The organism is Rhodococcus sp. YL-1 (assembly GCF_001942025.1).
GTDB classification, from domain to species: domain Bacteria; phylum Actinomycetota; class Actinomycetes; order Mycobacteriales; family Mycobacteriaceae; genus Rhodococcus_F; species Rhodococcus_F qingshengii.
Genome location: NZ_CP017299.1, coordinates 2,629,905 through 2,649,918, shown reverse-complemented (window position 1 = coordinate 2,649,918; position 20,014 = coordinate 2,629,905). Strand labels below are relative to the sequence as shown.

The window sequence follows — 20,014 nt, the reverse complement described above, 5'->3', positions numbered from 1 at the left end:
ACTGATGAGGTCGAGCAGGAGGCATCCCACAGATGTGGGTCCCGCACGACCTCGGGTTATCGCCGATGGACGTTCATCGTTGGTGCTTCACGGTGTGCTCATGAGTGCTTGTGCCTGTTCTTCTCGAGAGGTACTGCTTTTGTGTGAACTGCGTCGACCAGCTGGTCGACAGCGGACGTGTCCAGATTTCCGGACACTCGCAGTGCTCTGCTGAATGCTCGGCGCCGCTCTGCCAGGCTCAGACAACTCGGATCCAGGTGCAGCCATGCACCTCGACCGGGGAGTCTTCGCGATACGTCGGGGACGAGCGGGGAACCCTCCGGCCCCTGCTCACCAACCACGACCCTCAACAGATCGACAGCCGACCCTTGTTCCCTGCATCCCACACACGTTCTGACCGGCGAACCGGGTTTCACGCGCGCAGAATCCGAGGACTCACGTCGAACCATCGTCCACTCTACCGCCGAACCGTCTCGATCACTGCATTCCACCGTTATCCGTTGGACGTGGCGGGCCGGTCGGACGCGTCGCCAACGGGTGCCGCATCGCTACGAATGTCGATACGCCATCCCGTCAACCGCGCAGCCAGACGGGCATTTTGACCCTCTTTTCCGATGGCCAACGAAAGCTGGAAATCGGGCACGATGACACGGGCCGCACGAGCCTCGGGATCGACGACAGTGACGGAGACCACTTTCGACGGGGAAAGTGCGTTGCCCACAAACGTCGCGGGATCTTCGTCGAAGTCGATGATGTCGATCTTCTCCCCCGCGAGTTCGCTCATGACGTTGCGGACGCGCTGACCCATCGGGCCGATGCATGCACCCTTTGCGTTGAGCCCCTGCACACGTGAGGCAACGGCGATCTTGGAACGATGTCCCGCTTCGCGCGCGACGTTGATGATCTCGACGCTGCCGTCCGCGATCTCTGGAACCTCGAGTGCGAACAACTTGCGAACCAGGTTCGGGTGGGTCCGCGAGAGGGTGATCTGTGGGCCGCGGGCTCCGCGAGCAACTCCGACGACGTAGCACTTGATGCGCTCACCGTGCTCGTAGTTCTCGCCGGGAACCTGTTCTGCAGGCGGCAACAATCCCTCGGCGCCATTGGATTCGCTGCCGATTCGGACGACGACCATTCCGCGGGAATTCGCACGCGTGTCACGCTGAATGACACCACCGACGATTTCACCCTCATGGGTCGAGAACTCACCGAAACTGCGCTCGTGCTCGGCGTCGCGCAGACGCTGCAGGATGACCTGGCGTGCGGTGGTCGCCGCGATGCGTCCGAATCCCTCGGGAGTGTCGTCCCACTCCTCACCGATCATGTTGCCGTCGGCATCGGTGTCGTGCGCCATCACTCGCACCGAACCTGTCTTGATGTTGACATCGATCCGAGCGTTCTGCTTGTGCCCCTCGGTGTGGCGGTACGCCGTCAGCAGCGCGGTCTGGATCGTGGCGATCACAGTTTCGATCGAGACACCTTTTTCGGCTTCGATCGCTCGCAACGCTGCAATGTCGATATTCACTTGTCGAACCCTTCTTCGTTTTCTACGTCTTCTAATTCTGCTTCGTCGTCTTCGACACTGTCCACGCCCGAGTCCTCGGTGAGGTCAACCGCATCCGAAGGAACTGCGCGCCCCTCCGGGATGCCGCCCGCGAGTTCCAACTCCGCCTCACTGGGCTTCGAGAACTCCACCTGAACTACAGCCTTCTGAACGTCGCCCAGTGCAATCTCGCGCACGGTCGGTCCGCCACGGCCACCGATGACAACTGCCACGGAATCGTCGTTCATCGTTCCGATACGGCCCACCACGGTCTCGCCGGCCAGATCGATTCGCGCTTTACGTCCGCGAGCCCGACGCCAGTGACGATCGAGCGTCAGTGGGCGGTCAATTCCCGGGGAGGTCACCTCGAGGGTGTACGGCGTTTCACCGATTTCCTCGAGGGTGTCGAAAAGTTCCGAAACGAGTCTGCTGATCTCCGCGGCGGCATCGAGCTCGATCCCGGCATCGCTGTCGACCATGATGCGCACCGCGCTGTGCTTGCCCGCACTGGTCACGACAACGTCTTCGACGTCGTAACCCTGGGCGTGCACGAGTTCGGAGATCAGCTCGATCACCCTCTCCCTGGATGGCACCGGCATCTCGCGAACTCCTCATTTCAGTTGTCGTCGATTGTCCGACTTGTGTCGACTGTCGACGTGGGCGGCTGCGAGCATGAAAAGACACCAGGTGCCACATGCTGCAAGCATCCAAGAGTACCGCTCATTGCGCGTCTCCGTGACCAGAGTGCCCGACGCACGTCACACTTGAACACGTGCCGCGGATTCGAACGATCGGCCGACCACCTGGCACGATGGACTGGTGCTGACGCCCATGACTACTACCCCACTCTCCCGGCGGAGTGCGCTCAAGATGACGGGAACCGCAGCAGCGTTGGGCGCTGCGGCCTTCTCGTTGTCCGCCTGCACCGACAACGGCACAGCGGAGGCGGCTGCAGAAGTCGACCAGCTGACGGCCCAAGCCGATCGAGCCCGCTCCGACGCGGCAGCCGCAACCGCCGCCATCGCTCTCGCGCCGGACAAGTCGGCATCACTGACCACGATCAGCGCCGAACGCACAGCGCATGCACTCGAACTCGACGCCGAGATTGCGCGAGCAGCGGGCAGCGGCGCCTCTGCGACCACAGCGCCCCCGTCGACCTCGGTCGCAAACGCTCCTACGGGCGTCGAAACCTTGAGTACCTCGCTGGCCGATTCGGCGCGCAGTGCCGCGGATCTCGCTCGGACGATGTCCGGCTATCGCGCGGGCCTGCTCGGTTCGATCAGCGCGTCGTGCTCGACTCAGGTTGCGGTGTTGCTTCCGTGATCACTTCGCACACCCGTCGATCCGAGAGTTCTGCCTTGCTGACCGCAATCGAATCAGAGAATGCCGCGATCTTCGCTTACGGAGTGGTTGCCGCGTTTTCGAATCCTGCCCGTGTCAACGAGGTTGCCACGCACACAGCAGCGCACCGCGCACGACGTGATGCGCTGGTTGCCCTGTCGACCGACGCGGGCGTGACCCCGCCGACAGCCGCGGCAGCGTACGAGATCCCGTTTCCGGTGACGGACGCCGTTACCGCGGCACAACTGGCAGCACAGATCGAATCCGACACCGCCGTGACCTACCGGGCATTCGTCGAACAGGTCGATACCGACCAACTCCGCACATTCGGAATCGACGGCCTGACCGATGCGGCAATCCGCGGCGCCGGATGGCGGTCCGCGCTGGGAACCGCTCCGGCCACCTCAGCGTTCCCGGGGGACCCGGCTTCGTAACTGCTGTGCGCCTTTATTAACCGCCGGCGGTTAATAAAGGCGCACAGCGGCTCAGGCCTTGCGATGCGAGGGCACGAACCACGCCGCGACCACGGCCACCAACACGAAGCAACCGCCGACGCGCAGTGCAGGTGTCAGCGCATCTCCGTAACCGAGTGGCGTGAGGGCACCGCCGGCGGCAAGGAAGACTGCAGTGAGAACCGCGATTCCCAGTGCAACACCGATCTCACGAAGCGTCGAGTTGGTCGAACTGGCCGTTCCGTGATCAGGCTCGTCCATGTCGACGAGTACCGCCGTCGAGCTCGGCGCGAAGGTCAGGCCCATGCCGATGCCCGCCATCAGTAGAGCCGGAACCAGCGACCCGTACGTCACGTCGGGACCGATCAACGCTGCCAACCAGAACAATGCTCCGGCCTGGAGCAACAGACCGGTCAGCAGAAGCGAACGGAGCCCGACCTTCGGCGCCAGAAAACCGGCGAGAGGCGCGAAGATCATCGGCGCTGCCGTCCACGGAAGCGTCCGCAGGCCTGCTTGGAACGGGCTGTAGCCCATCACGATCTGGAGGTACTGCGAGAGCAGGAACACCGCCCCGAAGATTCCGATCGAGAAGGTCAAGCCGATGACGTTCGCCATCGAGAAGCTGCGTGAGCGGAACAGACGTAGGGGCATGACCGGATGCGAGGTCTTCATCTCGCGAAAAACGAACAGTGCCAACGCGACTGCGGAACCGACCAACGACGCAACTACTCCAAGCGATCCCCAGCCGTCGTCGTTGCCGTGAACGATCCCCCACACCGCCAGGAACACACCGAGTCCGGCGAGTGCGACACCGGGAAGGTCGAGAGGTTGTGTGCGACCGGTCGATTCACGCAACGCATACAACGCGAGAGGAACAGCGACGATCGCAACCGGCACGTTGATCCAGAAGATCCCCTGCCACGAGAACCCGTCGACTACCGCTCCACCGACCACGGGACCCATCGCGATCCCCAGGCCGGAGACGCCACCCCACACGCCGATTGCCATGGCACGCTTGGCTTCCGGTACCGCTGCCACGAGGAGAGTGAGTGACAGCGGCATGATCGCGGCAGCGCCGGCGCCCTGAAAGGCTCGGGCCGCGATGAGCAGGCTTGGTGTCGTCGACAACGCCGAAGCAATCGACGCCGCCGTGAACAGCCCGATCCCGAACACGAACATCTTGCGGCGCCCCCACCGATCGCCGAGCGTCGTCGCCGAAAGCATCAGCGTCGCAAAGCAGAGCGTGTACGCATTCATGAACCACTGAAGTTGCCCGACGGACGCATTCAGCTCCTTCTCGATCACCGGCAGCGCGCTCGTCATCACGAGGTTGTCGAGGGTGGCCATGAACATGGGCAGAGAGGCAGCAACCATCGCTATCGCGATCGGAACCTTACGTCCTCCACTGCTTTCCGACCCGGATGCGGCGTCCGATCCGGACTTCGTCAAAACGGTCATCGTGATTCCTCGAGTGAAGGTGCCTTAAGGCATCGAATGATTACTTAAGTCGAAACTAAGCTATCCGGTGATAACGTGTCAACATGTCGATCGGTGCAGCTGAACCACGTACCCGCAGGATGAGCGCACCGGAACGTCGCGCGTTGGTCCTTGCCGCGGCAACGCGAGCATTCGCAAAGGGTGGATACTCGGGGACCAGTACGGACGCCGTCGCCAAGGAAGCCGGTGTCTCGCAGCCCTACGTCGTGCGCATGTTCGGAACCAAGGCAGATTTGTTCCACGCAGTGTTCACGCGCGCGCTCGACGAAATCGTCCGCACCTTCAACGACAAATTGGATACGGTCACGATCGATCCGAGCAATCCGCAGTTCTGGGCCGAACTCGGATCCGCCTACGGCGAGCTGGTTCTCGACCGAGATCTACTGCTTGTCATGCTGCACGGCTTCGCCACCAGCACCGATGATGTCGCCGCCGTCTCCCGGAACGCCATGTCCGGCATCTACACCTTGCTGCGCGAGCGCACCGGTTGCACACCCGAGCAAGCGCGTTTGTTCATCGCGAACGGGATGCTGATCAACAATCTGCTCGCAATGATGGCGCCCGAACACGCCGAAGAAGATCCAGCCCTCGGCGAGCTCTGGGGCAGCGTCTTCAGCGACTCGACTGCGATCACGCTCACCGGCGACGGATCCTCGAGCGAAACCGACACCGATTCCTGACCGGTCACTGGGAAAAACTACACACATGTGACTGAGGACACCCTACAGTCGATCCGACATGTCTCCGGGAAACCCAGACGAAAAGGACCGACGTTGGATCTCGCACAACGCCTCGACGCGCTCGAACAGATCGAGGAAATCAAGAAGCTCAAGCACGGCTACTGGCGAGCATGTGATGCCAAGGATCCAGTTCGGTTCCGCAACAGCTTCATCCGTTCCGGAGCGTCGATCGACTACGGCCGCCTCGGCGCCTTCGACGACGCGGGGCCGATGGCGGACATCTTCGAGAAGATCGCTCTTCGCAAGGTCGACGGCCGGTACGCGGTCCTCGACATGCATCACGGATTGCATCCCGACATCACACTGACCTCGGAGACGTCGGCGGTGGGGCGATGGGCTCTGCAGTTCCGCCAGATCGACACCGTCGGGCGCACCGAGAAGTTGATGACCGGCGAATACGACGACAAGTACGTGATCGAGGACGGTATGTGGAAAATGAGTCAATGCCATTTCACGGAGGCGTGGTCGATCACCACTCCCCTGCCCCCGGACGCTGACATCGCCGAGGGTTCGTTGGGTGGGCGGCGATGACGACGAACGGAAAAGTTGCGCTCGTAACCGGTGCCAGCCGGAGCGTCGGCAAGGGCATTGCCCTCGCCCTGGGAAGCGACGGGTGGACGGTGTACGTGACGGCACGAGGAACCGTGGGCGCCGACGGCCCACTCGATCGCACCGCGGTGGAGATCACCGAGCGCGGTGGTCACGGCATTGCCGTGCAGTGCGATCACAGCGACGATCAGCAGATCGTCAACCTGTTTGCCCGCATCGCCGAAGAGCGGTCAGGCCGCCTCGATCTTTTGGTCAACAACGTCTGGGCAAACCCGGCGGGTTATGCAGGCTTCGCCGATCCGTTCTGGAAGAGGCCGATCGACGATTGGGATTCGCTGATCGGAATCGGACTGCGCGCCCACTACGTTGCTTCGGTGGAAGCGGCGAAGTTGATGGTTCCCCGGGGCAGTGGAGTGATCGGCAACATCTCGTCGTTCGGCACCCGCGGGTACCTGCACTCTGTGCTGTACGGGATGTCGAAGGCAGGTTTGGACAAGATGGCCGCGGACATGGCTGTCGAATTGAAGGGGACCGGCGTCACCGCACTTTCCTTCTGGCTCGGGTTGATCCGCAACGAGCGGATGGAGGCGAGTGGGATCGAGAGCTTCGAAGGCTTCTCACTGGCCGAGGCCGAAACCCCGGAATTCGTCGGCCAAGTCATCACTGCATTGGCCAACGATCCAGAAGTGAACGCGCGCAGCGGTCACACACTGATCACCGCCGAGACGGCCGTCGAGTACGGAATCACCGACGCCAACGGGAAACAACCGGCGTCACACCGCAGTGCCTTCGGTGGCGGCCCGCTTTTCTGATTCATCAGTAGCAGTGGTCGCGTCGCGTGCCGGCACAGCACGCGGCGCTGCCACTCGCGCCTTCAGGGCAAGCCAGGCACACCCGATGACGACGACACCGCCGGCCACGATCGAGGGCGACAACGTCTCACCGAGTATCAGCGCCGACCAGGCAATGCTGAGCACCGGTTGAACCAACTGTGTTTGGCTCACAGTGGAAATGGGACCGATCGCCAGACCCCGGTACCAAGGAAAGAACCCGAGAAACATACTCACGCATCCCAGGTAGGCAAACGAAAGCCACGAATTCACATCGGCAGAGACCGGAGCCTGGGCCATGGACGCCACCGTCAACGCAATCGTGACCGGCAGTCCGAGAATCAATGCCCAGGCAATCGTCTGCCACGACCCGATCTCGCGGGCCAGCAACGCACCTTCCGAATATGCCAGCGCTGCACACACAACCGCGGCGAACAGAAGAAGATCAGCGAGATGAAACGAGCCGAGTCCGCCGTTTGCAATCGCCACGAACCCTACGACCGATACCGCGCCGGCGGCGCTTGCCCACCAGAATCCCTTACTGGGACGCTCTTTTCCTCGGACGACCGCAAATACCGCGGTCGCAGCGGGAAGTAGCCCGATCACGACTGCCGCGTGACTCGCCGGCGATGTCTGCAACGCAAACGTGGTGAACAGTGAAAACCCCAGTACCGCACCAACAGTCACGAGTGCGATGCGCAACCACTGCCGAAGCGTCGGAAGCGTCGCGCGAGTAACCGACAGCATCACAATCGCAAGGGCCCCGGCAACGACGGCGCGGCCCGCGCCGACGAACAGGGGGTCGAGATCCGCGACGGCGACCCGCGTGAGCGGAACGGTGAACGAGAACGCCAGCACACCGAGCAAGCCCCACCACAAACCGGATCGAGACGATGGCATCGGTAGCGGTGCCTGCGGCGCGACGATAGCGCTACTCTTCATACTCATGTTTTACGATAGCAGCAGCACGCCAACCAGCGAAACTGGTATTTCAGGTGCGCACCCGTGTGCAGGAGATAGAAATTGCTCCGAGCAGTCCGACGAGCGCGAAAGCGTAGAAGCCCCACGGCACGGCGTAACCCGCGCCCAGGAGGACTCCGCCCAGGATCGGGCCACAGATCGCACCGACCCGGCCGACACCTGCCGACCATCCGAGCGCGGTCGCGCGAATCTGAGGTGGGTGATTGGCGCTCGTGAAGGCGTAGACCAGTACCTGCGCACTGAACACGAAGCATCCGGCGAGGAAGACCATCACGTAGATTCCGAACGACACCTTCACACTCAGAAGCGCCAGGAACAGTGCAGCTCCGGCGAACCACACGATGGCTGCAGTCCGCGGGCCGATCTTGTTCGCGACGCCCCCGGCGATCAAGAGTCCGACGACGGCGCCGGCATTGAGGATCAGAAGGAACGTCAACGACGCCCCGAGGTTGTAACCGGCCTCACGCATGATCGTCGGAAGCCACGTGTTCAATCCGTAGACGAGCAGCAAGCCCATGAAACTGGTGATCCAGATGGCGATGCTGTTGCGCAGGAACTTCGAAGAGAACAGTGCGCGAACGGGATTGGCGGCTTCGGCGCGCTCAACTTCGGACGTGGGCGCAATCTCGAGTTCGACTCCGTAACGGGCAGCGATTTCCTCGGCTTCGGCACGCTTTCCGTGAGCGAGAAGGTACGACGGGGATTCCGGCAGATACCGCAACATGAGTGGAATCAGGGCGACGGCAGGAAGTGCGCCGACAACGAACATCGCTCGCCAACCGAAAGGTTCGATCACGACGAGCGCCAGCGCTGCGGTGGCAACGGCGCCGACGTGGTAGCCGGTCATCAGCATGGTCGACGCAGATCCACCGCCTTGTTTCTTCGAGAATTCGTTGACCAGAGCCAATGCCGTCGGTAGGGCGCCACCCAGCCCCACACCGGCAAAGAAGCGCAGCAGCCCGAAGATGAACGGATTGGGCGCAATTGCGCACAACAGAGTCAGAATCGAGAATGCGGCAACGGCGTACAGCAGCGCGCGGCGTCGACCGATGACGTCGGTGAGAGTGCCGATGACGAGGGCGCCGATGGTCATGCCGATGAGCCCGAAGGTCGAGATCATCGTGATCGTGCCGGTACTCAAACCCCACGCGTCGTAGTCGAGAAGCGAAGGAATGACCGCGCCGAGTACGACCAGGTCGAATCCGTCCAGAAGCACAGCGATCCAACACAACGGTGCTACCCACATTGCGGCACGCGCCCCAGGCGAACCGGTGATTGAACTCGACTGCGTATGCGGTGCGGTCATCGGATCCTCGACATTCACTGCTTGTGGGCGTTCGCGACCGGTTGGGATCCAGTAGTTCGGATCGAACCGTGTTCGCATTGCGAACGCCTGTTCATAATGAGCACATCGATTGTGTACGGAGTCACAACGCCATGTCAAACGTCGCGGTAATCTCGAGGAATGGCACTCTCCGAAAATGAGCGTGAACAGTTCCTGGCCGAACCCCACATCGGGGCGCTGTCCGTGGCGGACGGCACCGAGCGCGGTCCGTTGACCGTCCCGATCTGGTACCTGTACTCACCCGGTGGCAAACCATGGATCCTCACGGGCAAGGATTCGCGAAAGGCACGACTCATCGAGTCGGCCGGGCATTTCTCGTTGATGGCCGAAAGGCTCGATCCGACAATCCGTTACGTCAGCGTCAGCGGATCCGTCGACAAGATCGTTCCGGGCACCGACGAGATGCTGGTCGAAGTCTCGCGGCGTTACCTGGCTCCGGACAAGGTCGACGGGTATCTCGAATTCGCGCGATCGCAGTTGGGCGAACAGGTAGCGATCTACATGAATCCGCAGCACTGGCTGTCTGCGGATCTCGGGGCGATCTGACAATTCTCAGAAAAGCGAAGGCTCGGCGCGCCGGAGTGGCGCGCCGAGCCTGACCTGCATGTGGAGGGCTCTATGTCAGCTCTCGGTGAAGAAACGCACCCGATTGAGTCGATGACCGCTCGCCTCGAAACCGAATAATGCGATGGCCGGTTCCCCGCACACGATGACGCTCGCCGTCACGGTGCGACCGGCAACCAGCATCTTGCTCTTCGTCACGCCGGTGAGCAGAGCGTTGACATCAGCGTTGGACAACTGCGTCCCCGCCGGAAGCTCGACGGGTACCGGCGGCGTTCGGCCGACAGCGGCCGCATCGAGGAACCGCGACGCTGCCTTCTTGCCTTTGTCTCCGACGCCGAAGATGCCGCGCGAGAACCCGAGCGCCCCGCCGATCCCCTGGTTCGAGAGCAACTGCGGCGTCAACTTCGCGGCCGCCTTCACCCCCGCCACACCAGCAGTCGCGAGCTGGCTCAACATCGTCGCCAATTCCCAATGCGCATAGAGGGTTCCGATCCGCAAGGAATCGGGCTCCCCCACCAAGTCGTAGCGCAAGTGCATCGGAACGTCGAGAACGACTCCGGTCGACATCTCGGTAGCGAGGCTCAGATCGCGCCACACCGTCCGGCCGCACACGATGTCGCGCTCGACATGGAAGGTGATCGAATTGGGGGCGATGAACGTGTCGTAGAAACTCTCGATCGCCGCCTGACCGTTGTGCGGACGTGAACCTACAGGGTCGTTGACCTGTCCGTCGCCGGCAAACAGGGCCACCCAGGTCGAGCGGTCATGCGCGCCGACGGCTTTCGGGGATCCCTCCACGACGGCCATCAACTGCTCGCGCGTCACCGGCGCGGTCATGCGCGCATCTCGTATGCACCGTCGTACGCCTTGACCTGCTGCCACACCCGGTCGAAGCGTTCACTGTCGACAACAGGCTTCCGCACCGCGGCCAGGGCCCATTTCTGCTGCTCGGGTGTCGACGACGGCTTTCCGTGCAGCGCGATCGCGTATCCCGAGAAGTCACGAATCTGGAAGTCGAAGATCTGATCGACAACGTCGGCGTCGAGCCCGCTGATCTCGGCCTGTTCGAGAATCAGATGACCGTAGACGACGAGAGAGAACAGGTGCCCGACGTTGAGCATGAAATCGAGGTCCTTCTGCTGCTGCGCGTCCGGCGCTGCAGCAGTGAGCAATTCGGTGAGCGCGATCGCCTGCTCGTAAAAACGGGCGACGTTCGGAATCGAAGAGTGCTTCTCGTAGACGGGCTTCCACTCGTGGAACTGAATCTTCGCAGCGCCGCGGGTAGGCCCCTGGTTCCAGAAGAACTCGTCGTCGGCGGCGTCGTCGCGCGTGACGATCTCCGGGAACTGCGCCGAGTTGAACAGATAGTTCGGCAAGAACTTGAGAATCAGGCCGACGTTGACGTGGACGGTGCCCTCGAGCTTGGGCAGCGTGCCGATCATCTGCGCTGCCTCGCGGAAGTACGTGGACTTCTCGTATCCCTTGGCTGCGATCACATCGTGCAGCAACCCGACCACCTTCTCACCTTCGGAGGTGACCTTGGCCTTGGTCATGGGATTGAACAGCAGGTAGCGACGGTCCTCGAGGCTGGCGCTGCGGAAGTAGTCGACCGCCCGCGCACTGAACTGCTTCATCGCGATCAGACGTGAGTACGCGTCGACGAAGGCGGCGCGAACGTGGGCGAAATCCGTGACGGGATTGCCGTACAGAATTCGATTCTGCGCGTGAGTGATTGCCTCGAAGAACGCATGCTCGGTGATGCCGATGGAGCCGGTGCAGAGGTTGAACTTTCCGACGTTGACCGTGTTGAGCGCGGCCTCGAATGCGGCGACGCCGGTGTGCAGAATGTCTTCCTCGCGCACCGGGTAATCGTCGAGGCGGAAATTGCTGACATACATCTGCCCGCGCAGGACGTTGTCCACGAGCTGATAGTTCGGATGTGCACTGTCGGCGACAAAGAACACGTAGCCTTCGGGGCCCTCGACGTCGGTACGACGCCCGAACACAGACACCATTCCGGCTACGTTGCCGTTTCCGATGTAGTACTTCTCGCCGCTCGCGCGGAAGGCGACGTCGCCGTCGGTGGGAGTGAGGAGCATGTCGGTGGAGTACACGTCGGCGCCGTGGTCGCGCTCGGACAGCCCGAACGCCATGACACCACCGTCGGCAAGTTCCTGCGCTGCACGCTTCTTCGCAGCGTCGTTGTCACTCATCCAGATCGGTCCGAGTCCGAGGATCGTGACCTGCCAGGCGTACCAGTAAGCGAGTCCGTAAAAACCGAAGATCTCGCTCAGAGCTGCGTTGCGGGCACCGTCCCAACGACGGTTCTCGTCACCGTCGGCGAATGCCGCCGGAGTCTGGAACGTCGCGAACAACTTCTCCCTGCCGACGAATTCGAGAAAGTCGGAGACCCACACGGCGTCGAGGTCGTCCTGAAGAAGTTGCTTCTTGCCGCGGCTCTCGAACCATTCGATGGTGGCTCGCAGCAAACGGCGGGTCTCCGGATCGAACTGAGCGGGGTCGTAAGTATGGGGGTTGAAGAGCAATCCATCGGTGCCAGACACGTCATTACCTTTCGTCGATGACGCTAAACTACCAGCGGGTAACTTTCCGCGGTGCGATTCATGGAAGACCTGCGATTCTTCGCGAATGCCACAGGTCCATCGGATTCCACGTGCCGGCCCGAGCGCGCGTGATCGGGTAGCACGCCAACCCGAGCAACAACGCAGACATGTGGCCGATGGCGGTGAAATTGGTGGCGAAAATCAGAGGTACACCGTAGAAGAGCAGCAACCCCGCGAGATAGACGTATCGCCACGGATCGACGATTCGATATACCAGAATCCCCATGACGCCGGCCAGACCGTAACTCACACCCACGTCGAGAGTGTTGACCGCCGACTCCGCCACGTATCCGTGCCGAATACCTTCGTACAGAACACCTTCGCTGATGTACGTGGCTCCGACGTGGGCGATGACGACAACACACAGCCACCGCCATGTCCCGAGCCAACGCTCAGCCGTTGCATGAAAGATGGTGAAGAGAACCAGGTATCCCAACCAACCGCCACCTTCGAGCCAGAAGGCACTCGAGAACAGGACTCGTAGCGGGTCTTCGGCCAGGTGATGCAGATTGGTCGAGCGCTTGCCGAGAAAACGCTCCTCGACATTGTCAGGCAGATGCCGCAGGAACAGTGTGGTGAACAGCAGGGCCAGCAACCAGACGTAGGTACCGGGAGCACTGCGCACCCATCGCCATGCCGCCTTTGCTGCCCCCAGCATCCTCACCGCTTCGAGTCTGCGCTCACTCGTTCACTACTGCAACGGCAAACCCGTCCCATCCCTTCGAACCCACGGTTTGAATGGCGGTGCCGTCGAGTTTCGGCTCGGCCGCGATCATCTCCAACACCGCTCGACTCGCTTTGACGCGCTCGTCGTCGATATCCGGGTTGGACACATGTCCCCCACGCACCACGTTGTCCACGATGATGACGGTTCCGGGATGCGAAAGGGCCAACGCCCACCGCACGTACTCGGTGTTGCTCTCCTTGTCGGCGTCGATGAAGACCAAGTCGAAAGGTCCCAACTCTTCCTTCGCGATCGACGGGAGGCTGTCGAGCGCCGCCCCGACGCGGACGTCGACACGGTCAGCCAAGCCGGCGCGCTCGATATTCGCCCGAGCGACATCCGCATGGGTGGGATCGAATTCCAGCGTGATGACCTGGCCCGAGGGGCCGACCGCGCGAGCGAGCCAGATCGTGCTGTATCCGCCGAGCGTTCCGATCTCGAGAACATTGCGCGCCAGGCACATTCGCGCCAGAAGATTGAGGAGCTTGCCCTGGTTCGGCGCCACGTCGATGGGCGGGAGACCGGCCTCGGAGTTGGCGGCGAGTGCCGCGTCGAGAACCGGATCTTCACCTACCAACGTGGAGACAAGGTAACCGTCGACTTCTGCCCAATCCGGTTCGCGTTCCATAGCCACGATTGTGGCAGAAAAGAAGGGCCGCCGCAGACACCTCGGAAGGTGGCTGCGGCGGCCCAGACGACTATTCGAATCAGCCGCGAACTGCGCTGATGATCTCCTCGATCGCCGAGTCGGCGTCGATCTCACGGCTCTCGCCGGTGAAGCGGTCGCGAATTTCGACCTTGCCGTCGGCCCAACCGCGTCCGACGACAACGATCAGTGGAACGCCGATCAGCTCGGAGTCCTTGAACTTCACGCCCGGCGATGCCTTGCGGTCGTCGAGGATTACTTCGAGTCCGGCACGGTCGAGTTGCGCGGCGAGGCCTTCGGCGCCTTCGCGCGCGGTCTCGTCCTTGTTCGCGATGACGAGGTAGACGTCGGCCGGTGAAACCTCGGCAGGCCAGCGCAGGCCCTTTTCGTCGTGATGCTGCTCGGCAATGACGGCCACCAGACGCGAGACGCCGACGCCGTACGAACCCATGGTCGGGCGGACGGGCTTGCCGTTCTCGGCGAGGACGTCGACGGTGAAGACGTCGGTGTACTTGCGGCCGAGCTGGAAAACGTGCCCGATCTCGATACCGCGAGCCGAGACCAGCGTGCCGGCTCCATCGGGAGAGGCGTCGCCGTCACGAACCTCGGCGGCTTCGATGGTTCCGTCAGGGGTGAAGTCGCGACCGGCAACGAGGCCGACCACGTGCTTGCCGTCTTCGTCGGCGCCGGTAATCCAGCTGGTGCCGTCGACGACGCGCGGATCGACAAGATAGCGAACGCCGTTGGCCTGCAGAGCCTTCGGGCCGATGTAACCCTTGGCCAGGAACGGGTTGTTCTTGAAGTCGGTCTCGGTGATCATCACGAACTCGGCCGGCTCGAGCGAAGCTTCGAGGCGCTTTTCGTCGACCTCACGGTCGCCGGGGATGCCGATACCGAGCAGTTCCCACTCGCCGCCGGGCAGGCGGGTCTTGACCATGATGTTCTTGAGTGTGTCGGCGGCGGTCACGGTACGGCCGAGATCAGCGCCGTTCGCCCAGTCCACCAGGGTGTCGATGGTGGGTGTGTTCGCGGTGTCGTACACCTTGGCTTCGGGCAGCCCGTCGAACGGAATCGAGTCGGGAACGACAGTCTTGACGGCCTCGACGTTGGCGGCGTAGCCGGATTCGAGGCAGCGGACGTAGGTGTCTTCGCCGATCTCGCTCTCGGCAAGGAACTCCTCGGACGCGCTGCCGCCCATCGCACCGGAGGTGGCCGAGACGATGACGTACTTGACGCCCAGACGCGTGAAGATCTTCTCGTAGGCGCCGCGATGCGCCTGGTACGACTCCGTCAGGCCTTCGTCGGTCAGGTCGAAGGAGTAGGAATCCTTCATGAGGAACTCGCGGCCACGCAGAATGCCGGCACGCGGACGCTCTTCGTCGCGGTACTTGGTCTGCACCTGGTACAGGGTGACCGGGAAGTCCTTGTAGGAGTTGTACTCACCCTTGACCGTCAGAGCAAAGAGCTCCTCGTGGGTCGGGCCGAGCATGTAGTCGTTGCCCTTGCGGTCCTTGAGGCGGAACAGGTTGGGGCCGTACTCGGTCCAGCGGTTCGACGCTTCGTAGGGATCGCGCGGGAGCAGCGCAGGCAGCAGGATTTCCTGTCCGCCAATTGCATTCATTTCTTCACGGACGACACGCTCTACCTCGCGCAGCACCCGCAATCCCAGCGGCAACCACGAGTAGACGCCTGGAGCGATACGACGCACGTAGCCGGCACGAACCAGCAGTTTGTGGCTGGCAACTTCGGCGTCCGAGGGATCGTCACGCAGGGTACGCAGGAACAGGTGGGACAGACGGGTAATCACGAGGTGTAAGGATAGTCGCCGCAGTCGGCCGAGCGGGCCTCGGTACGGTTACAGCGTGCTTGTACTGCTGCCTCCCTCAGAAACCAAGTCCGACGGCGGCAAGGATGCGCCCCTCGATCTGGCCGAACTGTCGATGCCCCAGTTGACCGAAACGCGCGAATTGCTGGTTCAGACGCTGGTCGATCTGGCCGCTGACGTCGAGGCGTCATGCGAAGCGCTCGGGCTCGGCCCGACGCAAGCAGACGAAGTGGAGCGCAATGCCAAGCTGTGGGTGTCCGCGACGCGGCCCGCACTGCAGCGCTACACCGGCGTGCTCTTCGACGCCCTCGACGCAAAGTCGTTCACCCGCGCCCAGAAGGCCAAGGCTCTCGATCGGATCGCGATCGGCTCCGCTCTGTTCGGTGCAGTCCGTGCGGGAGATCTGATCCCCGCCTACCGCCTTTCCGGCGGGTCCAAGCTGCCCGGGATGGGCACGCTCCGCTCACTGTGGAAGCCGGAGTTGCCGAAGGCCTTGGCGGCCGAAGCCGACGGCCTTGTCATCGATCTACGGTCCGGCACCTACCAAGACCTCGGACCGGTTCCAGACGCACTGATCGCAACGGTCCTCACCGAGAAGCCGGACGGCACCCGCACTGTCGTCAGTCACTTCAACAAGCACCACAAGGGTCTGCTCGCCCGTGCGCTGGTGGTCTCGCGTGCCGAACCGACCGACATCAAGGGTGTCGCGCGGGTGGCGTCGAAGGCCGGCCTGCGGGTGGAAATCGCGTCGGAGCGTGAACTGATCATCCTGACGGATTGATGGCTTCGTCTGTCAAGTGCCGCAGAAGGTTTGGAACGTCTCGCTGAAAGACCGCGGAGCCGCCTCGGTGTAGTCAGCCCACTCGTCGCGTCGGTCGAATGGATGCGTGACAACCTCCAGCAGCTTCTCGAATGGAGCGAGGTCGCCGTCGGTCGCGGCGCGCAGGGCAGCGTCGAGCCGATGATTACGCGGAATGTACAGCGGGTTGACGCGATCCATCGCGCTCGCGGTCTCCGCGGCCCCTTGTCCGTTTTCGGTCAGGGCTCCCTGCCACCGCTGCAACCAGGGCGCGATGTGCTCCCGTGGCACGAGTTGGTCGAGAGGCGCCGAATTTCCGCGCAATTCGTCGGCGAGTGCGCGGAAACTGCCCGTCCAATCAGCACCGTGTTCCGCCAACAACGTCAGCAGATCGTCGACGAGCGCCCGATCGACAAACGGCTGGGCCAGACCGAGCTTTTCCGCCATGCCGGCCGTGTAGTGGCCCTCGTAACGCTCGTCGAAGGTGTCGAGAACCGCCGACGCCGCGGAAATCGCATTGTCGGGTGCGGAATCGATCAGCGGCAACAGTGTTTCTGCCAAGCGCGCAAGATTCCACTTCAGTACAGCGGGCTGATTGCCGAACGCATAGCGGCCCCCGTGGTCGATCGAGCTGAACACTGCCGCCGGATCGAATGCGTCGAGGAAGGCGCACGGACCGTAATCGATGGTCTCTCCCGAAATTGTCGTGTTGTCGGTGTTCATGACCCCGTGCACGAAACCGATGAGCATCCACCTCGCCACCAGTGACGCCTGCGCCTCGACGACCGCCTCGAGGAACCTCAGATAGCGATTGTGTGTACCCGTTGACGGAAGTTCGGTCAGCTCCGGGTAGTGCCGGGTGATCGCGTAGTCGGTGAGCGGCTGCAAGACCTCGCCCTGCCGGGCCGCGAACTCGAAGGTCCCAACGCGTAGGTGACTCGACGCGATCCGTGCAAGCACGGCACCGGGTTCTGCGCCGTTGCGGCGAACGTCCCGTCCCGTCGCCACGACAGACAGCGCGCGCGTAGTGGGGACACCGAGGGCATACATCGCCTCACTGACCAGATATTCGCGCAGCATCGGCCCGACAACCGCGTACCCGTCGCCGCCCCGAGAGAACGGTGTGCGCCCGGAGCCTTTCAGATGCAAGTCCACTCGCTGCCCGGCACTGCTGACGAGTTCGCCGAGTAACAACGCCCGACCGTCCCCGAGAATCGGTGCGTACCCACCGAACTGATGACCCGCATACGCCATCGCCACCGGTGTGGCCCCGACCGGCACCGTCGACCCGGACAGGACGCCGATCCCGTCCACACTTCGCAGCGCTGCTACGTCCAATCTCAACGACGCAGCCAGCTGCTCGTTCACCACGAGCAACTGCGGGTCAGGGGCGGCAGCACCTTGCCACGGCACCGTCAGAGCGCCGAGTTCGTCGGCGAACGTGCTCTCGAGGCCGGCCACGATGGTGACCGTGTCTGCTGTCGATTCCTGGAATGCGGCCATCACACGAGAGTAGTCACCGTGCGACAACCTATCGATCAGCCCTGATCGATGTACGACTCGAGCTGATCGCGTTCGCTCTTGAGCTCGTCGATGCGGCTCTTCACCACGTCACCGATACTGACGATGCCGAGGAGGTTGCCGTCCTCGATCACCGGCAGATGCCGGATTCGACGCTCGGTCATGATCGCGGCAATGCTGTCCACCGCGTCTGCCGGAACGCACGTGTACATCAGAGCGGTCATGACCTCGGAAACCTGGATCCCGAGAAGGTCCGGGCCACGCTCGTGCAGGCGTCGAACGACATCGCGTTCGGAGATGATGCCGACCACCGCGTCGTCGTCGACCACCACCATGGCTCCGATGTTGTGGCGGGCAAGATCGCACAGCAGCCCGTTGACCGTCGTGTGGGCGTCGATCGTGACGATGCTGTTGCCCTTGTTTCGCAATATGTCCGCGATCCGCATCACGGCACCCCGATCCGTCGAGACTCTCGGCACGTCCTGCAACGATCGTATCGGCTAGCGAAGCGGAAAAACAGGACTGATCAGGCGATTCCCTGAGCTGCCTTCTCCGCAGCCTGTGCCTGGGCTACCTGAGAAGGTGTGAACCTGATGCACAGCGCCGCGATACCGGCGAACACGGCGCAGACCGCGCAGCCCACAAGTGCGAAGGTGTACCCCTCTCCGAGTGCGATCAATTGCGCCGGATTCATGTCCGCTGCCTTGCCCGAAGTGCCGCCGAGCGAGAGCGTCTTGGACGTCGCCATTGCACCGATCACCGACAGCGCCAATGGTCCACCGAGCGTCTGGGCAACTTGGGAGATTGCGGTCAGCGGGCCGATCTCGGTCTCCGGGACACCGGCGATCGCGCACAGTGGCAAGGGCACCATCGCGAGGCCGATACCGAATCCGATCCCGATCACGGGCGCGAACAAGTTGGCCAGGTAGGTGGAGTCGGAATCGAGAGTAGAGCCGTAGAGGAGTCCGACGATCATGATCACGACGCCGGTGAGGACCAGCCAGCGGGGTTGAACCTTCACGGCGAGCTTGGAAGCAACCGACGCGGCGGCGCCCAATCCGAACGCGAACGGAATGAACGCGATACCGGCACGCAACGGCGAATACTGCATGATGTCCTGCACGAACAGTGCGACGAAGGCCGTCATGCTGAACATCGCGCCACCGACGAAGAAGATGGCGAGGAACGTCGCGACACGGTTGCGATCGGCGAACAACGAGAAGGGCAAGAGCGGGTTGTCTGCAGTTCGCTCGACAAAGAGGAAGGCGGCGAGGGCGACCAATCCGGCCGCCAATGCACCGATGACGGCGATGCTCCCCCATCCCATTTCCGGGCCTTCGGTGAGAGCAAAAACAACACCGGTACAACCGAGGGTCGCGAGGATCGCGCCGGGGACATCCAAAGCCAGACGCGTCTGATTCGTCTCGCGAAGGGCGCGGAACGCCATGCCGACGAGCGCGATGCCGATCGGGACGTTGATGAGGAAGATCAGACGCCACGACACCTCGGTCAATGCGCCGCCGATGATCAGACCGGCGATCGATCCGACGCCCGTCATGGCGGCAAAAATCGCGATGGCCTGATTACGAGCCGGACCCGCGGCGAAAGTCGTGGCAACAAGGGCGAAGGCAGTGGGCGACGCCACGGCTGCGCCGACACCTTGAAGCGCCCGCGCTGCGATCAACATGCCCTCGTTCAGGGCGAGTCCACAGAGCAACGACGCCACCGTGAACAGCGAGACTCCCGCGATGAACATCTTCTTGCGTCCGAACGCGTCGCCGAGCCGACCACCGAGGAGCATGAGCCCACCAAACGCAAGCGCGTACGAGGTCAACACCCAGTTGCGACCACTGTCGCTCAGCCCGAGGTCTGCCTGCAATGGCGCCAGCGCGAGGTTCGCGACGGTGCCGTCGAGCACCACCATCATCTGCAAACCACTCAGGACGATGATGGCGAGCCCGATGACTCGAGTCGCTACCGGGGCATTCGCCGAAGCGGTTTCAGATGTTGGGGAATCAGACACAAGACTTCAC

21 protein-coding genes are annotated in these 20,014 nt (G+C 62.6%); 7 read left to right on the top strand and 14 right to left on the bottom strand.

The annotated features are described in order from the left end of the window. Positions 1-98: 98 nt before the first annotated feature. From BH682_RS12440 to rimP, 3 genes are read right to left on the bottom strand one after another with little or no spacing between them, the layout of a single operon-like run. A complete protein-coding gene (locus BH682_RS12440; protein WP_019748063.1) occupies positions 99-449 on the bottom strand; it encodes a YlxR family protein in 351 nt (116 codons plus the stop codon). A 44-nt stretch (positions 450-493) separates the two neighbouring features. Then, positions 494-1,525, bottom strand: coding sequence for a transcription termination factor NusA (nusA, locus tag BH682_RS12435; protein ID WP_003942738.1), 1,032 nt, complete (start codon positions 1,523-1,525; stop codon positions 494-496). Further along, entirely contained in the window at positions 1,522-2,142 is a 621-nt protein-coding gene (gene rimP / locus BH682_RS12430) for a ribosome maturation factor RimP (RefSeq protein ID WP_075833006.1), read from the bottom strand. The genes nusA and rimP overlap by 4 nt, the downstream gene beginning before the upstream one ends. 271 nt (positions 2,143-2,413) lie before the next feature. Between rimP and BH682_RS12425 the strand changes: the two genes are divergently transcribed. Continuing rightward, a complete protein-coding gene (locus BH682_RS12425; RefSeq protein ID WP_007735037.1) occupies positions 2,414-2,866 on the top strand; it encodes a hypothetical protein in 453 nt (150 codons plus the stop codon). Beyond that, on the top strand, positions 2,863-3,318 hold the full coding sequence (locus BH682_RS12420) for a ferritin-like domain-containing protein (protein ID WP_080726667.1): 456 nt from the start codon (positions 2,863-2,865) through the stop codon (positions 3,316-3,318). The genes BH682_RS12425 and BH682_RS12420 overlap by 4 nt, the downstream gene beginning before the upstream one ends. Before the next feature lie 51 nt (positions 3,319-3,369). On the opposite strand, the gene BH682_RS12415 is transcribed toward BH682_RS12420, so the two are convergent. After that, entirely contained in the window at positions 3,370-4,794 is a 1,425-nt protein-coding gene (locus BH682_RS12415; protein WP_075833004.1) for an MFS transporter, read from the bottom strand. 83 nt (positions 4,795-4,877) lie between these two features. Here BH682_RS12415 and BH682_RS12410 point away from each other — a divergent pair, with 83 nt between their 5' ends. The 3 genes from BH682_RS12410 to BH682_RS12400 all read left to right on the top strand — a co-directional run bounded on the left by BH682_RS12410 (position 4,878) and on the right by BH682_RS12400 (position 6,934). Continuing rightward, the gene (locus tag BH682_RS12410; protein ID WP_007735033.1) at positions 4,878-5,513 is read left to right on the top strand and encodes a TetR/AcrR family transcriptional regulator; all 636 of its coding nucleotides are present in this window, start codon (positions 4,878-4,880) and stop codon (positions 5,511-5,513) included. A 93-nt stretch (positions 5,514-5,606) separates the two neighbouring features. After that, the gene (locus BH682_RS12405; protein ID WP_075833002.1) at positions 5,607-6,104 is read left to right on the top strand and encodes a nuclear transport factor 2 family protein; all 498 of its coding nucleotides are present in this window, start codon (positions 5,607-5,609) and stop codon (positions 6,102-6,104) included. Next, positions 6,101-6,934 (top strand): SDR family NAD(P)-dependent oxidoreductase, encoded by an 834-nt coding sequence (locus tag BH682_RS12400; RefSeq protein WP_075833001.1) that lies wholly within the window; start codon positions 6,101-6,103, stop codon positions 6,932-6,934. The genes BH682_RS12405 and BH682_RS12400 overlap by 4 nt, the downstream gene beginning before the upstream one ends. On the opposite strand, the gene BH682_RS12395 is transcribed toward BH682_RS12400, so the two are convergent. Then, positions 6,896-7,852, bottom strand: a complete 957-nt coding sequence (locus BH682_RS12395) for a DMT family transporter (protein WP_007735024.1) — start codon at positions 7,850-7,852, stop codon at positions 6,896-6,898. The two genes, BH682_RS12400 and BH682_RS12395, sit on opposite strands and share 39 nt — an antisense overlap. Before the next feature lie 91 nt (positions 7,853-7,943). Beyond that, complete coding sequence (locus tag BH682_RS12390; protein ID WP_039973469.1) at positions 7,944-9,239, bottom strand: MFS transporter; 1,296 nt, start codon at positions 9,237-9,239, stop codon at positions 7,944-7,946. Between the two features lie 159 nt (positions 9,240-9,398). Between BH682_RS12390 and BH682_RS12385 the strand changes: the two genes are divergently transcribed. Continuing rightward, a complete protein-coding gene (locus BH682_RS12385; RefSeq protein WP_003942732.1) occupies positions 9,399-9,824 on the top strand; it encodes a pyridoxamine 5'-phosphate oxidase family protein in 426 nt (141 codons plus the stop codon). A 75-nt stretch (positions 9,825-9,899) separates the two neighbouring features. Here the strand turns inward: BH682_RS12385 and BH682_RS12380 are convergent, their stop codons facing one another. The 5 genes from BH682_RS12380 to BH682_RS12360 form a co-directional block, all read right to left on the bottom strand. After that, on the bottom strand, positions 9,900-10,679 hold the full coding sequence (locus BH682_RS12380; RefSeq protein WP_030535621.1) for a nuclear transport factor 2 family protein: 780 nt from the start codon (positions 10,677-10,679) through the stop codon (positions 9,900-9,902). Beyond that, a complete protein-coding gene (locus BH682_RS12375; protein ID WP_063316560.1) occupies positions 10,676-12,406 on the bottom strand; it encodes an acyl-CoA dehydrogenase family protein in 1,731 nt (576 codons plus the stop codon). Before BH682_RS12375 ends, BH682_RS12380 begins: the two co-directional genes overlap by 4 nt. 58 nt (positions 12,407-12,464) lie before the next feature. Further along, positions 12,465-13,124, bottom strand: coding sequence for a rhomboid-like protein (locus BH682_RS12370; protein WP_003942804.1), 660 nt, complete (start codon positions 13,122-13,124; stop codon positions 12,465-12,467). A 22-nt stretch (positions 13,125-13,146) separates the two neighbouring features. Next, positions 13,147-13,818 carry an O-methyltransferase gene (locus tag BH682_RS12365; RefSeq protein WP_075832999.1) on the bottom strand — a complete coding sequence of 224 codons (672 nt, stop codon included), beginning with the start codon at positions 13,816-13,818 and terminating at the stop codon, positions 13,147-13,149. A gap of 79 nt (positions 13,819-13,897) precedes the next feature. Continuing rightward, positions 13,898-15,643: a proline--tRNA ligase gene (locus BH682_RS12360; protein ID WP_054188575.1), complete on the bottom strand. Its 1,746-nt coding sequence runs from the start codon at positions 15,641-15,643 to the stop codon at positions 13,898-13,900. Positions 15,644-15,698: 55 nt separating this feature from the next. Between BH682_RS12360 and yaaA the strand changes: the two genes are divergently transcribed. Further along, the gene (yaaA, locus tag BH682_RS12355) at positions 15,699-16,442 is read left to right on the top strand and encodes a peroxide stress protein YaaA (protein WP_007735009.1); all 744 of its coding nucleotides are present in this window, start codon (positions 15,699-15,701) and stop codon (positions 16,440-16,442) included. 12 nt (positions 16,443-16,454) lie between these two features. Here the strand turns inward: yaaA and BH682_RS12350 are convergent, their stop codons facing one another. The 3 genes from BH682_RS12350 to BH682_RS12340 all read right to left on the bottom strand — a co-directional run bounded on the left by BH682_RS12350 (position 16,455) and on the right by BH682_RS12340 (position 20,004). Then, positions 16,455-17,963 carry a protein adenylyltransferase SelO gene (locus BH682_RS12350; protein ID WP_075832997.1) on the bottom strand — a complete coding sequence of 503 codons (1,509 nt, stop codon included), beginning with the start codon at positions 17,961-17,963 and terminating at the stop codon, positions 16,455-16,457. Between the two features lie 35 nt (positions 17,964-17,998). After that, positions 17,999-18,427, bottom strand: coding sequence for a CBS domain-containing protein (locus BH682_RS12345; protein ID WP_007735005.1), 429 nt, complete (start codon positions 18,425-18,427; stop codon positions 17,999-18,001). 80 nt (positions 18,428-18,507) lie between these two features. Then, positions 18,508-20,004, bottom strand: a complete 1,497-nt coding sequence (locus BH682_RS12340; RefSeq protein ID WP_075832996.1) for an MFS transporter — start codon at positions 20,002-20,004, stop codon at positions 18,508-18,510. Between the last annotated feature and the right edge of the window lie 10 nt (positions 20,005-20,014).

Coding starts and splice junctions, on each gene's coding strand:
- BH682_RS12385 (WP_003942732.1), top strand. CDS start 9,399: ATGGCACTCTCCGAAAATGAGCGTGAACAGTTCCTGGCCGAACCCCAC.
- BH682_RS12365 (WP_075832999.1), bottom strand. CDS start 13,818: ATGGAACGCGAACCGGATTGGGCAGAAGTCGACGGTTACCTTGTCTCC.
- BH682_RS12400 (WP_075833001.1), top strand. CDS start 6,101: ATGACGACGAACGGAAAAGTTGCGCTCGTAACCGGTGCCAGCCGGAGC.
- BH682_RS12345 (WP_007735005.1), bottom strand. CDS start 18,427: ATGCGGATCGCGGACATATTGCGAAACAAGGGCAACAGCATCGTCACG.
- BH682_RS12390 (WP_039973469.1), bottom strand. CDS start 9,239: ATGACCGCACCGCATACGCAGTCGAGTTCAATCACCGGTTCGCCTGGG.
- BH682_RS12425 (WP_007735037.1), top strand. CDS start 2,414: ATGACGGGAACCGCAGCAGCGTTGGGCGCTGCGGCCTTCTCGTTGTCC.
- BH682_RS12440 (WP_019748063.1), bottom strand. CDS start 449: ATGGTTCGACGTGAGTCCTCGGATTCTGCGCGCGTGAAACCCGGTTCG.
- BH682_RS12370 (WP_003942804.1), bottom strand. CDS start 13,124: ATGCTGGGGGCAGCAAAGGCGGCATGGCGATGGGTGCGCAGTGCTCCC.
- BH682_RS12350 (WP_075832997.1), bottom strand. CDS start 17,963: ATGGCCGCATTCCAGGAATCGACAGCAGACACGGTCACCATCGTGGCC.
- BH682_RS12410 (WP_007735033.1), top strand. CDS start 4,878: ATGTCGATCGGTGCAGCTGAACCACGTACCCGCAGGATGAGCGCACCG.
- BH682_RS12380 (WP_030535621.1), bottom strand. CDS start 10,679: ATGACCGCGCCGGTGACGCGCGAGCAGTTGATGGCCGTCGTGGAGGGA.
- BH682_RS12415 (WP_075833004.1), bottom strand. CDS start 4,794: ATGACCGTTTTGACGAAGTCCGGATCGGACGCCGCATCCGGGTCGGAA.
- BH682_RS12395 (WP_007735024.1), bottom strand. CDS start 7,852: ATGCCATCGTCTCGATCCGGTTTGTGGTGGGGCTTGCTCGGTGTGCTG.
- rimP (WP_075833006.1), bottom strand. CDS start 2,142: ATGCCGGTGCCATCCAGGGAGAGGGTGATCGAGCTGATCTCCGAACTC.